This window comes from Pragia fontium DSM 5563 = ATCC 49100 (genome assembly GCF_900112475.1).
GTDB classification, from domain to species: domain Bacteria; phylum Pseudomonadota; class Gammaproteobacteria; order Enterobacterales; family Enterobacteriaceae; genus Pragia; species Pragia fontium.
Window position 1 is genome coordinate 322,341 of sequence record NZ_FOLW01000003.1, and the last position, 16,423, is coordinate 338,763.

Consider the following 16,423-nt stretch of genomic DNA (forward strand, 5'->3'; position numbering starts at 1 on the left):
GCGCTGATGACGACTCAATATTGTATTAAACCGGTTCATTCGCTTCCCGGCCGTTTAAGAGTACGCATAATCCGACTGCGTGAGCAGCAGGAGCATGCCGGTTGGTTGAAAAATCAGCTGTTGGCTTTTACCGGCGTTAAAACCGTGCGTTTGCGCCCGGCCGCCGCTTCAGCGGTACTGACTTACGATCGCCAAAAAACCGATGAACAGCGGTTACTCGAACATCTAAATAGCATTGACTGGTCTTTGGCGACGGAAAGTGAGTATGAGCCGGAATACTGCGGCGGCGATAATCTGCTGAATTTAGTCGGGTTGGCGGCAACGCAGTTTCTGCCCAAACGTTGGGCGGCATTACCGGCGATTGCGCTGATTGCACCGACCGTAGCGGAAGGTGTGGATTCATTACGTCATCGTGAGTTAAAGGTTGAGGTGTTGGATGCGCTAGCGCTAAGCCTGTCGATTGCCCGTGGTGATTACCGCACCGCGATGCTTACGCAGTCGCTGCTAACGCTGGGTGAATATTTCGAACAAGAAACCAGCCGTCATTCTGATGAATTGCTGTCAGAGTTGATGCAGCCACAAAATCATGCGGTTTGGGTTGAGAGAGACGGCGAAAGCCAGGAAATCAATAGCGAACAATTGGTTAATGGTGATGTAATGTTGCTGGGGCCGGGAGATAATATTCCGGCTGATGGCACGGTCTTGCGAGGTGTCAGCTTAATTAATCAGGCATCCATGACCGGCGAAAGTGTGCCGGTACGTCGTGAAGCAGGGGCTTGGGTATTTGCCGGTACTCAGGTGCAGGATGGCAATATTGCCGTTCGCGCTGAGCAAGTGGGCGATGAATCCTCTACCGCCAGCATTCGCCGTTTTATCACCGAATCCCTTAGCCAGCGCAGCGAAACGCAACAGGTTACCCAGAAGATGGCCGACCGCCGGGTAGCGATTACCTTGGCAGCCGGGGCAGGGGTATTTGCATTGACCCGCGACTGGAATCGATTGGCCTCGGTATTCCTGGTGGACTACTCTTGCGCCTTAAAACTAAGTACGCCAATAGCTTTTAAATCGGTGATGTACAAAGCCGCCACTTCCGGCCTGCTGTTAAAAGGTGGGCGGGCGATTGAACAACTGGCGGGTATTGATACCGTGGTGTTCGATAAAACCGGTACCTTGACCTATGGCGATATGCTGGTAACGGACGTGGTTAGTTTTGAACCGAAGAAAACCTGGGCGAAGCGCCTGTTGGCGATTGCCGCTTCGGTTGAAGAACACAGCAATCACCCTCTGGCTCGAGCCGTTGTTAGTGCAGCCCAACAGCATGAACTACCGCATATTAACCACGGCGAAGTGGAGTATGTTATCGCTCATGGCTTGATTTCTGAGCTGGATGGCAACCGTATGGTGATCGGCAGTCGACACTTCTTGCGTGAACATTACCATATTGATTTTGCGCCATTCAGTGAACAAATCGAAGAGCTGGAAGAACAGGGGCGTCATTTACTGTTTATCAGTCTGAATGAACAATTGGTCGGCATGATTGGTTTGCAAGATAACGTGCGTGATGAAGCCGCTCAGGTGATTCATCAACTGCGCGAGCTGGGTATTAACAACGTTATTCTGTTAACCGGCGATAAGCAGCATAAAGCTGAACAAATGGCGAAGGAACTGGATATCGATCGGTTCTTTGCGGAAGCCTCACCAGAAAGCAAAGTGTCTATCGTGCAAGGCCTGCAAGAGCAGGGATGTCGCGTCATGTTTGTTGGTGATGGGGTAAATGATGCACCGGTATTGACTCAGGCTGATGTCGGCTTGGCGATGAATCAAAGCACCGAACTGGCTCAGCAAGCTGCCGATGCGGTATTGCTACAAGATTCCCTGCATGGGGTAGTGGTGGCCCGTGAGTTGGCGGTTGAAGCCATGGCATTGGTCAACAGTAACATTAAGCTCACCGAATGGATCAACAGTGGTATTATGCTGGCGGCGGCTATGGGACGACTGTCTCCAACCTTGAGTGCACTATTGCATAATGGAACCACTATTGGCGTTCTGTTGCGTTCACTGGCGGCACGAAAGTAACGGGTTAGGTTGTCGCCACCGGGTGTTCTATTGATGAATGATACTGTGGATTGTTAAAGGATTAAGTGAATGAAAGACCTGATAGCAGGGAAATGGCGAACGCTGTTGTTGGTTGTGTTAAGTGTTCTGGTGGTTTCCGGTTGTTCTGTACGTTCTATCTCTAATGCGGATAAGGGATCTAATGCGTTTTATCGCGGTGAGCTGAGCGATCAGGATGTGCTGGGGGCGATGCCGAAGCAGGACATTACGGATGCCGATATTAAAACCGCGCTGAATAATGCGCGCTATAGCTTCAGACTACCGAAAGACTCTTCTATTTTGCTGATTCAGTCAGGGGCAATGACGCCAGATGCTGAAATGCAAAAAGCCCTTAAACAGTATTACTCTGTTGCCGTTTTTTCTGGTATCCCACCTAATGATTCTCGCTATTACGGTTACCGTGGTGAAGCTGCACCAGAAAAGAATACCGATTATCCCAAACTGTTACGCCTGACGGCGGCCAATGGCGGACAGGACAAGATTCTGGTCTATTGGGGGCAGTTGGAAAGCGGCTCCGAGAATGAAGCGACTAAAGTGGTTTCATGGGTACCGTTTATTGGCGGCGTATTGCCGGACGAAACTCAGCATATGCGCTTAGTTTTGCGTATGGCGTTAATTGACGTGCTGAGCGGACGTTGGGTGACCTTTACCCCGGAAGTATTTGAAAGCTCGTCAGTGAGCGGGCGCTATAATCGTGATTCGAAAGATACGAAACAAATCATGGCGCTAAAAGTGCAGGCCTATGAAGCGGCGGCAAAAGAGCTGTTTGCGCGCTTTGGTGGCTAACGGTTTACATTGTTTTCATCTATCGTCATCCTCGCTTTTGCGGAGATGACGATATCAAGATTGTCGATATATCTTAGAAAATGTTTCTTTCCGTCATTCCGGTGAAAACCGGAATCCAGGTTTTAGTTTAATAACAACGTTTGGCCTAAGGGATGACGGCAGGAGTAGGTTGATGTCTCATCACTCCGGATTCAACGCCCGCACCTCCGCCGTTGCCAATGGCACCAGCGTTCTGTGCTGATTAAGCGGCTGGTTTAAAAAATGGCTGAGTAGGATTTGCAGCGGGTCGCCATGGCCTACCAGCAGAATGTTTTGCTGGCAATATTGTTGTTCCAACTGGCTGATTAACGCCATTTCCCGTTCGCAGACCGACGTTAATGATTCCACCTCTCCAAATTGATGCTCTGGCTGTTGCTCATCATATTGCCAAACCTGCGGGTAATACTCGTCATCTTGTAGTTCAAACTCACCAAAATGGCGTTCGCGCAGTGCCGGAGATGGTTGTAATGGGCGACTAAAATAGTCGGCTACCATGCCAGCGGTTTCACTGGTGCGTTTAAAGTCAGAGTGAAAAATCATATCAGGTATTGAAAAGGGCCAATTTACCAGCGTATGGGTGACCTGATTAATACCGAGTGGTGACAGACCGTAACGATGTTCGCCGTGTTGAATATCACTCACGATAATTTTTTGCTGATTAGCCAGACTGTGCCCATGTCGCAGGACATAATAGCGATTGAGTAGAGACATCTTACGGCGGCTCCTGAATTAAACGGATAAGGTTAAATTGAATGGTGTGAATGCGTGGCCGGTAATTCGGCTACCGAATGCCTTTTCACCAAGGTTGGATGAAATAAATGGGTGACGTCTGGTAATGGCTTACCCTGAGATAGCGCCAGTGCCAATTCAGCCGCCTGATGAGCCATCGATATTATTGGATAGCGTAAGGTGGTTAAGCTGGGGCGTAGATAGCGGGCAATCAATACATCATCAAAGCCAATCAGCGACATCTGTTGAGGAACCTGAATGTTGTTATCGCTAAGTACTGATAAGGCTCCAGCGGCCATGGTGTCGTTGTAACAGACCACCGCCGTCATTTGCTGGTTCCTTTCCAGTAGTTCAATCAGCGCTTTTTCACCGCCGGCTTCATCCGGTGAGGCAGAAGCAATGCACCTGTTATTGATTGGAATTTGTTGTTCGGTTAAGGCATCGAGATAGCCCTGTAGCCGATCTTTAGCATCGGATATTTTATGATTTGAACCGATTAGGCCAATATGACGATGGCCTTGCTGAATTAAGTATTGGGTGGCCAGATGAGAACCATATCGATCGTCGAGTGCAACACAGCGCTGTTCTAAACCGGGGATGCTGCGGTTAATCAACACCATGCCGGGAATCTGCATCATTAATCCGCGCAGTTCATCATCGCTTAAGGCTTTAGCATGTACCACCAACGCCGAGCATTGGTGGCGAATGAGCTGCTCAATGGCTTGACGTTCCCTGTGTTGGTCGTGATATCCGTTGCCAATCAATAAAAAGCTGCCGTTGGCATACGCAATTTGTTCGGTGGCTTTGACCATCGCACCAAAGAACGGATCGGATACATCAGCAACAATCAGACCAAGGCAACCGGTGGTCTGACGAGCTAATGCTCTGGCATTGGCGTTAGGGTGATATTGCAGCGTTTCCATGGCGCTAAGTACCGTTTGTCGTGTAGCACCTTTAGCCTTGGGAGAGTTATTCATGACTCGGGAGACGGTTGCCACCGAAACACCAGCCAGCTTTGCGACATCTTTAATTGTGGCCATGTTTAACTTTCACTCCCAGAAAAGAAAACGTTTACATCGTTGAGTCTCACGGAATTAAAGGATATTGGCAATCAGCGTGATGAAAAAATGAGATGAAATGCAATAATTACATGCTTAGTTACACTTTATCGCGCTATGTAGCTTTTTGGTACTGGCTGGAAGGTGGGGTATGGACTAGATTTTAGATCCCAGAGGTATTTATTGGTGAATATCCGGCGGCAACGTCGGAACCATTTACTGGATTACACCGACCTACGCGGATGCGTAGGTTTTTTTTTGCTAATTTTTGATATTGCTGGTTTTTTATCCGGTTGGCTAATGAATGATGAACCGAGATAGAAATGGCTTGTCTTAACCCGTAAATGGATGTATCAACGCATAAAAGCGTTATCATAGGGAGCTAGTTGATGGTTTATCAAGTTTTGCGTTTTATTTGTCGCCTCTGTTTCCGTGTTCGTGTCTCAGGCGATCTCTCCAGTTTCCATCATGAGCGTTTGATGATAACGCCAAACCACCTTTCTTTTATCGATGGCATTCTGCTCGGCCTATTTTTGCCGATTAAACCGGTTTTCGCCGTTTACACTAATGTGACGGATCGCTGGTTTATGCGGATAATTAAACCCTATATCGATTTTGTGCCGCTTGATCCGAGTAATCCCATGGCGATTAAAACCTTGGTACGGCAAATTGAGCACGGTCGCCCCATCGTGATCTTTCCGGAAGGTCGTATTACCGTCACCGGTTCTTTAATGAAAATATATGACGGTGCGGCATTTGTGGCGGCGAGATCCCAAGCAACGGTGATCCCCATTTGGCTGGAAGGGGCTGAACTGAGTTTTCTTGGCCGTCTGAAAGGTGTTTTCAAACGTCGCTTATTCCCCCAAATAACCATTCATATTTTACCCGCCACCAAGATCCCAATGCCGGAAGCTAAACGTTCTGCTGAGCGTCGTAAACTGGCGGGTGAACGCTTACATCAGGTGATGATGGATGCCCGAATGTCGGTGCGTCCATCCATGACGTTATTTGAAGCGTTGCTACAGGCACATCGGCGTTACGGTATTGGTAAAACCTGTATTGCCGATATTTCGATGAAGAATGATTCATACCGTGCGCTGCTGAAAAAATCCCTCGGCGTTAGCCGGATTATTGGTCGGCTGACCGAACAAGGGGAGCATGTTGGCCTGCTATTGCCTAATACCACGATTACCGCCGCCGCCATTTTCGGCTGTTCATTAAGCGGGCGGGTACCGGCGATGTTGAACTACACCGCAGGCGTAAATGGCCTGGAAAGCGCGCTGAAAGCGGCACAGGTCAAAACGATTATTACTTCTCGTCAGTTTTTGGAGAAGGGAAAGCTGATGTACCTGGCTGAACAGGTGACTGGCGCTAAATGGTATTTTCTTGAAGACCTGAAAGATACCGTTACCAGAGAAGATAAGCTGTGGATTATTAAGCATCTGTTTGTCCCTCGTCAGGCGATGGTGAAGCAAAGCCCGGATGATGCCGCAGTGATTCTGTTTACCTCTGGCTCCGAAGGTAATCCAAAAGGGGTGGTTCATTCGCATAACAGTTTGCTGGCTAACGTGGAACAGATTCGTACCGTGGCGGATTTTACCCCTCAGGATAAGTTTATGTCGGCCTTACCGTTGTTCCATGCGTTTGGCCTGACTGCAGGGTTACTGACGCCGCTGATCACCGGTAGTCGGATCTTTCTCTATCCCAGCCCATTGCACTACCGTGTGGTGCCAGAACTGGTTTATGACCAAAACTGTAATGTGATGTTTGGTACCCCAACTTTCCTCAATAATTATGCTCGTTTTGCCCATGCCTACGACTTTGCTCGTTTGCGTTATGTGGTGGCGGGAGCAGAGAAATTATCAACCGCTACGCGTGAATTATGGCAAGAGAAGTTTGGCATTCGTATTTTGGAAGGCTATGGCGTAACGGAGTGCGCACCGGTTATTGCGATTAACGTTCCGATGGCGGCGAAATCTCATACCGTGGGTCGTTTATTGCCGGGCATGCATTCTCGTCTGATTTCCGTACCGGGAATTGAGGATGGCGGACGTTTGCAGGTGCAAGGCCCTAACGTGATGAAGGGCTATTTACGGGTTGAGAATCCGGGCGTGTTGGAAGTGCCCGAAGCAGAGAATCAGCAAGGTGTGATGGAGCGTGGTTGGTACGATACCGGCGATATCGTCTCTTTTGATGCTGAAGGGTTTTGCACCATTAAAGGACGAGTTAAACGCTTTGCTAAAATCGCCGGTGAGATGGTTTCGCTGGAGAGCGTGGAAGCGATTGCCAAAAAAGTGGCACCGGAGGCTGAGCATGCCGCAACGGTGCGCAGCGATTTGGCTAAAGGTGAGTCGCTGGTGTTGTTCACGACGGTTGATGGATTAGCGCGGGATGCTTTGTCCCGTGCAGCTCAAGAGCTAGGCTTACCGGGTCTGGCCGTTCCTCGTGATATTCGGGTGGTTAAATCTTTGCCGCTCTTAGGTAGCGGTAAACCGGATTTTGTTACCCTACGTAAAATGGCCGAAGCGCCTGCGGAGCACGTATGACAACCATTGATGTTACGCCAAAACCGCTGTTGAGCCGCGGTATGGTGGCGGTCACCAGCGCACAGTTTCTTTCGGCATTTGGTGATAGTGCGCTGTTTTTTGCCACCCTCGGCGTACTGATTCAAAAAGCCTATCCGTTATGGGCACACTCCACATTGCAAATGTTATTTATTGTGGCTTATGTGGTGTTGGCTCCGTTTGTGGGACAAATTGCCGACAGTTTTTCCAAAGGTCGGGTGATGATGTTTGCCAATGCCATCAAGCTGCTCGGTGCGGCGATCATTATCGGCGGTCTGGATCCTTTCTTTGGATATACCTTAGTGGGCATTGGCGCGACGGCTTATTCCCCCGCCAAGTACGGTATTTTGGGTGAGATAACCCATGGCGATCAATTAGTTAAAGCCAATGGGTTGATTGAGGCTTCAACGCTGGCGGCGATTCTGGTGGGGTCACTGGTGGGTGGCTGGTTGGTTGATATCAGTCCTTATCTGGCATTAGGGGGGTGTTGTGCGGTGTATGCCGGCGCAGTGGTCGCTAACTGCTATATTCCCAAACTACAGGCGGCTCGCCCCGGTGTGCCTTGGAATTTGAAGCAGATGGTCGGGCGCTTTGCTCACTCTTGTGTCGTGCTGTGGCGCGATGAGGGTACCCGCATGTCCTTGGTGGGGACCAGCCTGTTTTGGGGCGCGGGGATCACGCTGCGCTTTCTGCTGATTATCTGGGTACCGGTGGCATTACATATTGAAGGCTTGCTAACGCCAACCATGCTTAATGCCATGGTAGCCGTTGGTATTGTGATTGGTGCAGCGGCAGCGGCCAAATGGATTACGCTAAAAACTGTCAGTCGCTGTATTCCCGCAGGCATTTTACTGGGAATTGGGGTGATTGTGTTTGTATTGCAGGGAAATCTGGCGTTTTCTTATGTGATTCTGATGGTGGTGGGGATATTCGGGGGTTTCTTTATTGTCCCGCTGAATACGTTATTACAGGATCGCGGTAAGCAAACGGTCGGGGCAGGTAATGCGGTAGCCGTACAGAACTTTGGTGAAAATACCGCAATGCTGCTGATGCTTGGCCTGTATACATTGGCGGTTAAAGCGGGGATGCCACCTGTGGTGCTGGGCTGTGTCTTTGGTGGATTATTGGCTGTCTCAATCAGCAGTCTATGGATTGTTCAGTTGATAAGATCCAAAAATAATCAATCAGTATGATCATGATAGAGAAGAGCCGAAAGGCTCTTCTGACTATTCACCATGAGGTTTTTGGCTGTGCTCAATGTTGGCGACGAGCGGAATAGCTTTATTGATCACTGTCATTAGCTATATTTGAAAGTGCTTAGCTAATAAGGCTCCGGTAAATGCTTTTTTCAAATAGAACCCGCGTGGCAGAGTGGTAATCGGTTGACCGAATTCTCCTACGGCTTCAGTTAATGCGCGACTATTTGCGGCTTTTGGGCGAATTTGTAAGACTTCACCATGTCGGGCGGTTATCGATTCCACTTTACCTAATACAATTAAATCCATCAGTTCTTCCCAATCATGTCTGAGCTGTTGCTCTTCATGACTATCGGGACTCCATAATAGCGCGGTACCGATACGACGTTGAGCCAAAGGTTTACTTCTTTCTCCCTCCACTGGTACCCACAGCACGCGACGCAGCTTTTTACGCAGGTGGCTGTTCTCCCAGGTAACACCCACATTACCGGTGAGTGGGGCTACACAGACAAAGGTTGTCTCCAGCGGTTTCCCTTGTGCATTAACCGGAATGGTTTTTAATTCTACCCCGAGATGGGGGAAGTCTTGTTCTGGTTTACTACCGGCACTGGCACCGAGATAACGCTCCAACAGCATACCTACCCAGCCTTTATCCCGTTTTAGATCGTTTGGGATGGGCATAGCGGCAGCATCAGCCAATTCTTTCATGGTATAGCCAGCCAGTGCCAGAGCGCGTTGATAAAGCTCTTGCTCGCTGTTTGGAATGTTAAGAGGTAGTGGCTGGTTATACATGATGGGATCCATTATTAACTGTTCTAAATTTAGACAATATTATTCGACCTACTTATCAGTAGGAAGAAAGATGAGGATAAGTTATTTAATATCATGATTTAACACGTTATTTACTTATTTTATTCATTGCCGTTCACCGCGGTATAGATCTTTATATACGATAAGCCACCGACAGTGAACAGGATCTTACACTAGGTTATCCACAGATTTCTTGGATAACTTAAAAAATAGCGATCACTGGTTCAATTTACAGCCTTGACGAAACCCTTTTTTTGCGCTCTGGTCAACGATCTGGTCAACTTTTTATCATTGCCTGTGGATAAAATCAACGGTGAACACTTTTTGTTCACGAAGGATCCATAAAGAGATCCAACTCACATAAAAAGTGACGAGTTATTCAAGTGTTTTTATTTAATATATTGATTATAATGAATTAATATTGATTTTTGAATCAGGCGGAAATAAAAGTTATTTAGGGTTCTACCCATATTGTTATCGGGTTCTTCACATGGATATCCACAGTTAAAGTGCATAAGATCGTTATTGTGGTAAAAAAATGTTTATAACTTTTGTTTTTAAGTCAAGTTATTCTCAGCGTAATTCTTATTGCAGAGAAGTGACGCGGAGGTTTACCGCTTGTAAGTTGTATGAAACAATCAGCCTATCTAAAAGATTTATGCTTACTTGAGGTAGTCCAGTGATCGATGATGATGGCTACCGCCCGAATGTTGGTATCGTAATTTGTAATAAGCAGGGGCAAGTGTTGTGGGCCAGACGTTTTGGTCAGCATTCATGGCAGTTTCCTCAAGGGGGGATCAACCCCGGAGAGACGCCAGAGCAAGCAATGTACCGTGAACTTTTCGAAGAAGTCGGATTGAGCCGGAAAGATGTGCGCATCCTTGGTTATACCAGAAACTGGTTACGATATAAGTTACCTAAACGTTTGGTGCGTTGGGATACCAAGCCCGTTTGTATTGGTCAAAAGCAAAAATGGTTTTTGTTACAACTGTTGAGCAGTGAAGCAGATATTAATATGCAGCGCAGCGGTACGCCGGAGTTTGATGGTTGGCGCTGGGTTAGCTACTGGTATCCGGTTCGTCAGGTTGTCTCTTTTAAACGCGATGTTTATCGACGCGTAATGAAAGAGTTTTCACCTATCGTCATGCTTTTGCAGGAAGTGAAGTCACAGAAAGTCCATTCGCCTTATCGGCGTAAAAAGGGATGGTACTTGAGTGGCGAGAATGAAAAATAGTCTAAAATATTAACCTCACTACGGTGAGGTTAAATAATTTTAGCGATGTAGTAGGGAACTCGGCCGTTTGTCAACAGATGTCTGAAAAGGTAAAGGAGTGTGAATACATCTACTTATGCCGATCAACGTTTGTATTGCTATGGTATGATTGCATCATTCGTGCTTCATCATTGCGTGAGCATTGAGCCAGTTTAATCCCCAATTCAACATTTAAATCATATTATGGTGAGTGATGAACTCTAGCTTTCTCGAATTTCCCAAATTTGATCCGGTTATCTTCTCTTTAGAACCCACATTGCCGTTATCACTCCGCTGGTATGGCATGATGTACCTGATCGGCTTTATTTTTGCCCTGTGGTTGGCAAATTACCGCGCTAAGCAGCCGAATAGTGGCTGGACGAAAGACGAAGTTGAAAGCCTGTTGTATACCGGTTTCCTCGGCGTGTTCATCGGTGGTCGTTTGGGCTACGTGCTGTTTTATGATTTCTCAAGTTTTCTGGCTAACCCGCTTTATCTGTTCAAGGTATGGGAAGGCGGGATGTCTTTCCACGGCGGTTTGTTAGGTGTTATTGCGGTAATGCTGTGGTTTGCCCGTCGAACTAAACGTACTTTTTTTCAGGTGTCGGACTTTATGGCACCGTTAATTCCGTTTGGACTTGGCGTTGGGCGTTTAGGTAACTTTATTAACGGTGAACTGTGGGGCCGGGTGACGGATTTCTCTTGGGCAATGCGCTTCCCAACATCCAGAGCTGCCGATCTACAGTTTGTGGAACAGAATCCTCAGTGGGCGCCGTATATGCAAGATGGCATGCTGCCTCGTCATATGTCCCAGCTATATGAGATGTGTCTGGAAGGAATCGTTTTATTCCTGATCTTAAACCTGTTTATCCGTAAGCCGCGCCCTGCTGGCAGCGTTTCTGGGTTATTCCTGATTGGTTATGGTTCATTCCGTTTCATTATTGAATTCTTCCGTCAGCCGGATGCTCAGCTGGGTCTATTTGGTTTATTCAGTATGGGGCAACTGCTCTCTTTACCAATGATTATTATCGGTGTTTTAATGATGGTTTGGGCCTATCGTCGCCCGCAGACGTCAAAACAACAGGCATAGGATTACAATGAAACAGTATCTGGAATTAATGCAAAAAATCCTCGATGAGGGAGCAAATAAATCTGACCGTACCGGTACCGGTACGCTGTCGATCTTTGGTCATCAGATGCGTTTCAATTTGCAGGAAGGTTTCCCGCTGGTCACCACGAAACGTTGCCATCTGCGCTCGATTATTCATGAATTGCTATGGTTTCTAAAGGGCGAAACCAATATTGCCTATCTGCATGAAAACAATGTCTCTATATGGGATGAGTGGGCAGATGATAATGGTGATTTAGGGCCAGTTTATGGTAAGCAATGGCGCGCCTGGGGTGCCGCCGACGGTCGCCAGATCGATCAGATCACTAAAGTGGTTGAGCAACTGAAGCAGGATCCTGACTCTCGCCGCATTATCGTTTCTGCGTGGAACGTGGGTGAGCTGGATCAGATGGCACTGGCGCCTTGCCATGCATTTTTCCAGTTTTATGTGGCGGATGGAAAACTCTCATGTCAGCTGTATCAGCGTTCGTGTGATGTGTTCCTTGGCCTGCCGTTTAATATTGCCAGCTATGCTTTACTGGTTCATATGATGGCTCAGCAGTGTAATCTGGAAGTGGGCGATTTCGTCTGGACCGGTGGCGATACGCATTTGTATATGAACCATATGGAACAGACCGCTTTACAGCTTAGTCGCGAACCGCGCGCTTTACCTAAGTTGATTATCAAGCGTAAGCCTGAGTCAATTTTTGACTACCAGTTTGATGATTTTGATATTGAAGGTTATGACCCTCACCCGGGCATTAAAGCCCCGGTTGCTATTTAATCTTCAACCGCTTCAATCAACAATTCAATCCCCGATTTGACTAAGTCAGTCGGGGATTTTTTTAGCTTAAGTGTTAAGTGCTGAGATGAAAAAACGATTAATGAATATTCTGTTGTTTTTGGCTGGAAGCCTAATAACAGACGCTGCCGTAGCGCAAGTGGCGCAACAGGAGAATATGCTCAAGTGTTACTACCGGGAGCGGCAAACAATGGAGCTGACGACGTTGGTCAACTGCGCCCAGCGAGATGAAAAGGGTAAGCTACATTTTTCTCCGCAGTTGCTGAAGAAGGCGGATTACAGCGAAGGTATGACGGATATCTATATGGATAAGTCAGCCTATTATGTCAAACCTGATGGCCGGGCTTTGGAAGTGATTATTTTCGATAATGGCCCTGATGGGTTTGCTGAAGGGCTAGTTCGTTCCAGAGTTAACGGTAAGATAGGCTACTTTAACCGTCGCTTTGAACAGGTTATTCCCGCCGACTATGATTTTGGCTGGTCGTTTGAAAATGGCCGGGCGCTGGTATGTTCCGGGTGTCAGCCTCAGCCCGATGGCGAGCACACCGCCATGGTTGGCGGCCTGTGGGGATATATTGATAAGCAGGGTAAGCCGCTGGCACCCTTTAAACCCCGTTGAAGCGGCTGCAATGGGTTGATTTTTGCCTCTCTGCCCGCAAAGTGATGTAACAAAGATCGCGTTACATAAAATCAGCGGGTAATTCGCCTCATAACATTTTTTCTGGTCTGCCTATTGGTTGGTTCTTTGGTTAGGGTTTGAGTATGAAATCAAATCTCTCTGACGGACAGCGTGGCATGACCATAATGGAAATACTTTTTGTGATCGCCATTATGGCGATCCTCTCCACCAGCGGTATTAATAGCTGGCAAGGCTATCGGCAACGGATTCTCTTGGAACAGACCAGCGCCGGGTTGCTGGCTTTTTTATCCCGAACTCAGTCCGCCGCTAACTGGCACAATCAAACCTATCTGTTAACGCTGGGAAGGCAGGGGAATCGCTATTGTCTCCGTGCCGGCCAATCTGCATCTGGTTCAGAATGCGCTTCTGATATTGGCCTGATCTTTCTGCTGCCGAATAATTCGTTTGAGATAGCGCTTAATCAATCCGAGATTGGTCTGGGGTTTTATGGCCTGCGCAATACCGCCGGTGCCGGCCATATTGTGTTATCCAATGCGGCAGGCCGAGTCCGTTTGGTACTCTCGGCTAAAGGGCGTTTAAGGCGCTGTAGTGAGAGTATTGATGGGCATCAGCCCTATCTACCGGGAATTGTTCCATGTTGATTCAAGCGCGTTGTAACGATCAACAGGGCGGTTTTTCTCTGCCGGAAATGCTGCTGGCGATGCTGTTTAGCAGCATGATGATGGTTAGTGTGGCAGCGATGTACCCGGAGTTACAGCGCCAGAGCATGAGTCTGTATCGGTTATATCGACTGGAACAGTCAATGCGGCAGGTGTTGTTGATGGTGGAAAAAGATATGCGTCGAGCCGGTTTTCTGCTGGGGGATGGGAACGGGAAGGAGAGTAATGGAATCCGGTTGAGTGCCCATACCCAGTCTGAGCCGAACTCCTGCATGATTGTTCAATACGATCTTAACCATAACGGCGTTATTGATCCGCCAGAATCCGCTATGGCAGAGCAGTTTGCCTATCGCTGGCTTAATGGCACCGTTGAACAGGCTCGGGGAACGGAGAACTGTCACGGTAGCGGTTGGGAAAAGCTATTGGATCCGGCTGAGATAGTTATTACGCAATTTTTGATCGAGCGAGTGGCACAAGATCGTTTGCCTGACGCTTCTCCTGCGGATGCATCGGGGTATTTTATCATTACGTTAGCGGGGCATTGGAAGCGCTGGCCTGCGTTAACGCGTCGTTTGACATCGCGTGTCAGGGAGAGGCATTGATATGTCGAAACACAGGCAAGAGGATTTGAAACGGCAACAGGGCTACAGCACCATTGTGATGGTGATGCTCTTAATGCTTTTTGGCACGCTAATGTTGAAAGGATTGAATGGACAACTGACCACTCAGGTCAGAATTTATGCTGACGAACGACGTTATTTTCGGGCTTACTATCAGGCTGTTTCCTCCTTGTCTTGGGGGCTGGCTCAACCCTGGATCGGTTTAAATGCTAATTGGCAGTGTCGTCGTTCGGAAAACATTGGGCTAACTTCCTGTGCCAAACAGCTTAGTGATAGCCAGGTTTTGTTGCGAGGTGAGGGCAGTGGAGGAGCGCATCCGTTACCGCTGACGCTGTTTCAGTTAGCGGAGGTGAAGCCGGGCAATATTACCTCGCTTGAAATCAAGCTTAAGCCGTTGCCCTATGGGCGCATCGATTTTTGTCCGCTGAAAACGGCCGTAGAATGCCAACCTTAAGGCCGACCTTATTCTCATCGCAGGCGGGCTTTAGTCTAATTGAAGTGCTGGTTGCCATGGTGCTGTTTTCTATCACTATTCTGGGGTTATTAAAATACCAGCAAGTGCTGACGGCACAATTCAGCCACTATGCTGATAGCCAGTCTGCATGGCGGTTGGTGGCGCAGGCTTTGGATATTTATCCGGCTAAGATTGAAAATGATTCCCGACTGGATAAGGGGCATTGGCAATTAAATACCCAGATCACCCCGATGGTGAACGGCTGTAATAAAGTGACGGTGCGGGTGACTGCTCCGGGCAAAATAGAGGCGGTACTGGATAGATGGTTTTGTGATTAGGGCTGCGTTAAAGGTAAACCATAGCGATATGGCCTACCTTTGGACATTAATGGTAGATGATGGCATTAATCCGGAAGAAAGAGGTTTTTAATCCGGTGTGGCTGAGAACGCCAGTACTGTTTAGGCGCGCTAACCTGGGCACCCAGTTCTGCCGCTGCATGCCATGGCCAGCGTGGGTTATACAGAATACCTCGCGCCAGAGCGACCATATCAGCCTCTCCGGTGGCTACGATGGCTTCTGCCTGTTCGGGTTCAGTGATCAAACCTACGGCAATGGTTGGCATCCCAACCTCTTCTTTAATACGGCGAGCAAAAGGCACCTGATAATTAGGGCTGACAGGAATATGTTGTTGAGCGGACAATCCGCCGCTGGAGACGTGAATGTAATCGCATCCCAGCTTTTTCAATTGATGGCAAAGCTCAAGGGATTGCGCCAAGTCCCAGCCATTTTCTACCCAATCACTGGCGGAGATGCGAACGCCAACGGATTTATGAGCAGGGAATACTTTACGTATCGCAGAGAAAACCGCCAGCGTTAGGCGCATGCGGTTGTCCAGTGAGCCACCGTACATGTCCTGGCGATGATTAGAGATTGGCGATAAAAACTCGTGCAGCAAATAGCCATGGGCGGCATGGACTTCTATCACATCAAAACCCAATTTATCTGCCCGTTTGGCCGAGTGGGCAAATGACGCAATAATCGACTCAATTCTTTCTGTGGTTAGCTCCAGAGGCTGGGCGGAATTGTTATCATATGGAATGGCCGATGGCGCTACTGGTTGCCAACCGCCATGCTCTGGCGTGACCGCCGGGCCGGGTTGCCACGGCGCGGGCATGGAGGCTTTACGACCGGCATGGGCTAGTTGAATGGCAAGGGGCATGGTTGAATATTTTTTTACTGCCTGAATTGTGGTTGCCAGCGCCTGTTCGGTTTTATCATCCCATAAGCCAAGATCGTTTGGCGAAATGCGCCCCTCGGGTTCGACCGCTGTTGCCTCAACAATTAACAGTCCGGCTCCAGAAAAAGCTAACTGCCCAAGATGAATGGTATGCCATTCCGTTGCCTGACCATCAATGGCCGAGTATTGGCACATGGGGGCAATAATAATACGGTTGGGTAAAGTGACTGGGCCCAGATTTATCGGGGTAAATAGTTGGCTCATGTTTGATACCTCTTAGCGAGAGAAATAAACAGTGATTGGACATTAAATTATTCGACAGCGATCGAAGTTATTTGAATCTCATCTGGTCGT

Annotated in this window: 16 protein-coding genes; 12 read left to right on the forward strand and 4 right to left on the reverse strand. The window is 48.2% G+C overall.

Features of this window, described 5'->3' with window-relative positions; all coding sequences use genetic code 11:
- Nucleotides 1-6 precede the first annotated feature (6 nt).
- On the forward strand, nucleotides 7-2,076 hold the full coding sequence (locus tag BMZ28_RS07120; protein ID WP_074821888.1) for a heavy metal translocating P-type ATPase: 2,070 nt from the start codon (nucleotides 7-9) through the stop codon (nucleotides 2,074-2,076).
- A gap of 69 nt (nucleotides 2,077-2,145) precedes the next feature.
- A complete protein-coding gene (locus BMZ28_RS07125; protein ID WP_074821891.1) occupies nucleotides 2,146-2,901 on the forward strand; it encodes a lipoprotein YafT in 756 nt (251 codons plus the stop codon).
- Between the two features lie 180 nt (nucleotides 2,902-3,081).
- Here the strand turns inward: BMZ28_RS07125 and BMZ28_RS07130 are convergent, their stop codons facing one another.
- Nucleotides 3,082-3,651, reverse strand: a complete 570-nt coding sequence (locus BMZ28_RS07130) for a histidine phosphatase family protein (protein WP_074821893.1) — start codon at nucleotides 3,649-3,651, stop codon at nucleotides 3,082-3,084.
- A gap of 32 nt (nucleotides 3,652-3,683) precedes the next feature.
- Entirely contained in the window at nucleotides 3,684-4,709 is a 1,026-nt protein-coding gene (galR, locus tag BMZ28_RS07135) for an HTH-type transcriptional regulator GalR (RefSeq protein WP_074821896.1), read from the reverse strand.
- Nucleotides 4,710-5,116: 407 nt separating this feature from the next.
- On the opposite strand from galR, the gene aas reads away from it, so the two are divergent.
- Both aas and lplT read left to right on the forward strand, forming a co-directional pair.
- A complete protein-coding gene (gene aas / locus BMZ28_RS07140; protein ID WP_074821899.1) occupies nucleotides 5,117-7,273 on the forward strand; it encodes a bifunctional acyl-ACP--phospholipid O-acyltransferase/long-chain-fatty-acid--ACP ligase in 2,157 nt (718 codons plus the stop codon).
- Entirely contained in the window at nucleotides 7,270-8,484 is a 1,215-nt protein-coding gene (gene lplT / locus BMZ28_RS07145) for a lysophospholipid transporter LplT (protein WP_074821901.1), read from the forward strand. Before aas ends, lplT begins: the two co-directional genes overlap by 4 nt.
- A 108-nt stretch (nucleotides 8,485-8,592) precedes the next feature.
- Here lplT and mutH read toward each other — a convergent pair whose 3' ends face one another.
- On the reverse strand, nucleotides 8,593-9,279 hold the full coding sequence (gene mutH / locus BMZ28_RS07150) for a DNA mismatch repair endonuclease MutH (protein ID WP_071845505.1): 687 nt from the start codon (nucleotides 9,277-9,279) through the stop codon (nucleotides 8,593-8,595).
- Nucleotides 9,280-9,976: 697 nt separating this feature from the next.
- Here mutH and rppH point away from each other — a divergent pair.
- From rppH to BMZ28_RS07190, 8 genes are all read left to right on the forward strand, one after another.
- Entirely contained in the window at nucleotides 9,977-10,531 is a 555-nt protein-coding gene (gene rppH / locus BMZ28_RS07155) for an RNA pyrophosphohydrolase (RefSeq protein WP_047781820.1), read from the forward strand.
- 232 nt (nucleotides 10,532-10,763) lie between these two features.
- Complete coding sequence (lgt, locus tag BMZ28_RS07160; RefSeq protein ID WP_047781819.1) at nucleotides 10,764-11,639, forward strand: prolipoprotein diacylglyceryl transferase; 876 nt, start codon at nucleotides 10,764-10,766, stop codon at nucleotides 11,637-11,639.
- A 7-nt stretch (nucleotides 11,640-11,646) separates the two neighbouring features.
- Nucleotides 11,647-12,441 (forward strand): thymidylate synthase, encoded by a 795-nt coding sequence (thyA, locus tag BMZ28_RS07165; RefSeq protein ID WP_047781818.1) that lies wholly within the window; start codon nucleotides 11,647-11,649, stop codon nucleotides 12,439-12,441.
- Between the two features lie 85 nt (nucleotides 12,442-12,526).
- Nucleotides 12,527-13,078: a WG repeat-containing protein gene (locus tag BMZ28_RS07170; protein ID WP_074821903.1), complete on the forward strand. Its 552-nt coding sequence runs from the start codon at nucleotides 12,527-12,529 to the stop codon at nucleotides 13,076-13,078.
- A gap of 143 nt (nucleotides 13,079-13,221) precedes the next feature.
- The gene (locus BMZ28_RS07175) at nucleotides 13,222-13,740 is read left to right on the forward strand and encodes a prepilin-type N-terminal cleavage/methylation domain-containing protein (RefSeq protein ID WP_074821906.1); all 519 of its coding nucleotides are present in this window, start codon (nucleotides 13,222-13,224) and stop codon (nucleotides 13,738-13,740) included.
- Nucleotides 13,734-14,360, forward strand: a complete 627-nt coding sequence (locus tag BMZ28_RS07180; protein WP_074821909.1) for a prepilin peptidase-dependent protein — start codon at nucleotides 13,734-13,736, stop codon at nucleotides 14,358-14,360. Before BMZ28_RS07175 ends, BMZ28_RS07180 begins: the two co-directional genes overlap by 7 nt.
- 1 nt (nucleotide 14,361) lies before the next feature.
- On the forward strand, nucleotides 14,362-14,832 hold the full coding sequence (locus BMZ28_RS07185) for a YgdB family protein (RefSeq protein WP_053007645.1): 471 nt from the start codon (nucleotides 14,362-14,364) through the stop codon (nucleotides 14,830-14,832).
- Complete coding sequence (locus tag BMZ28_RS07190) at nucleotides 14,820-15,170, forward strand: type IV pilus modification PilV family protein (RefSeq protein ID WP_074821912.1); 351 nt, start codon at nucleotides 14,820-14,822, stop codon at nucleotides 15,168-15,170. Before BMZ28_RS07185 ends, BMZ28_RS07190 begins: the two co-directional genes overlap by 13 nt.
- A gap of 65 nt (nucleotides 15,171-15,235) precedes the next feature.
- On the opposite strand, the gene BMZ28_RS07195 is transcribed toward BMZ28_RS07190, so the two are convergent.
- A complete protein-coding gene (locus BMZ28_RS07195; protein ID WP_074821916.1) occupies nucleotides 15,236-16,333 on the reverse strand; it encodes an NADH:flavin oxidoreductase/NADH oxidase in 1,098 nt (365 codons plus the stop codon).
- Nucleotides 16,334-16,423: the final 90 nt, after the last annotated feature.

Bases quoted from the DNA above. Each gene is read 5' to 3' on its own strand.
- thyA (WP_047781818.1), top strand. From the start codon at position 11,647: ATGAAACAGTATCTGGAATTAATGCAAAAAATCCTCGATGAGGGAGCA.
- BMZ28_RS07185 (WP_053007645.1), top strand. From the start codon at position 14,362: ATGTCGAAACACAGGCAAGAGGATTTGAAACGGCAACAGGGCTACAGC.
- BMZ28_RS07170 (WP_074821903.1), top strand. From the start codon at position 12,527: ATGAAAAAACGATTAATGAATATTCTGTTGTTTTTGGCTGGAAGCCTA.
- BMZ28_RS07195 (WP_074821916.1), bottom strand. From the start codon at position 16,333: ATGAGCCAACTATTTACCCCGATAAATCTGGGCCCAGTCACTTTACCC.
- lgt (WP_047781819.1), top strand. From the start codon at position 10,764: ATGAACTCTAGCTTTCTCGAATTTCCCAAATTTGATCCGGTTATCTTC.
- mutH (WP_071845505.1), bottom strand. From the start codon at position 9,279: ATGTATAACCAGCCACTACCTCTTAACATTCCAAACAGCGAGCAAGAG.
- BMZ28_RS07175 (WP_074821906.1), top strand. From the start codon at position 13,222: ATGAAATCAAATCTCTCTGACGGACAGCGTGGCATGACCATAATGGAA.
- lplT (WP_074821901.1), top strand. From the start codon at position 7,270: ATGACAACCATTGATGTTACGCCAAAACCGCTGTTGAGCCGCGGTATG.
- BMZ28_RS07190 (WP_074821912.1), top strand. From the start codon at position 14,820: ATGCCAACCTTAAGGCCGACCTTATTCTCATCGCAGGCGGGCTTTAGT.
- galR (WP_074821896.1), bottom strand. From the start codon at position 4,709: ATGGCCACAATTAAAGATGTCGCAAAGCTGGCTGGTGTTTCGGTGGCA.
- BMZ28_RS07130 (WP_074821893.1), bottom strand. From the start codon at position 3,651: ATGTCTCTACTCAATCGCTATTATGTCCTGCGACATGGGCACAGTCTG.
- BMZ28_RS07180 (WP_074821909.1), top strand. From the start codon at position 13,734: ATGTTGATTCAAGCGCGTTGTAACGATCAACAGGGCGGTTTTTCTCTG.
- BMZ28_RS07125 (WP_074821891.1), top strand. From the start codon at position 2,146: ATGAAAGACCTGATAGCAGGGAAATGGCGAACGCTGTTGTTGGTTGTG.
- aas (WP_074821899.1), top strand. From the start codon at position 5,117: ATGGTTTATCAAGTTTTGCGTTTTATTTGTCGCCTCTGTTTCCGTGTT.
- BMZ28_RS07120 (WP_074821888.1), top strand. From the start codon at position 7: ATGACGACTCAATATTGTATTAAACCGGTTCATTCGCTTCCCGGCCGT.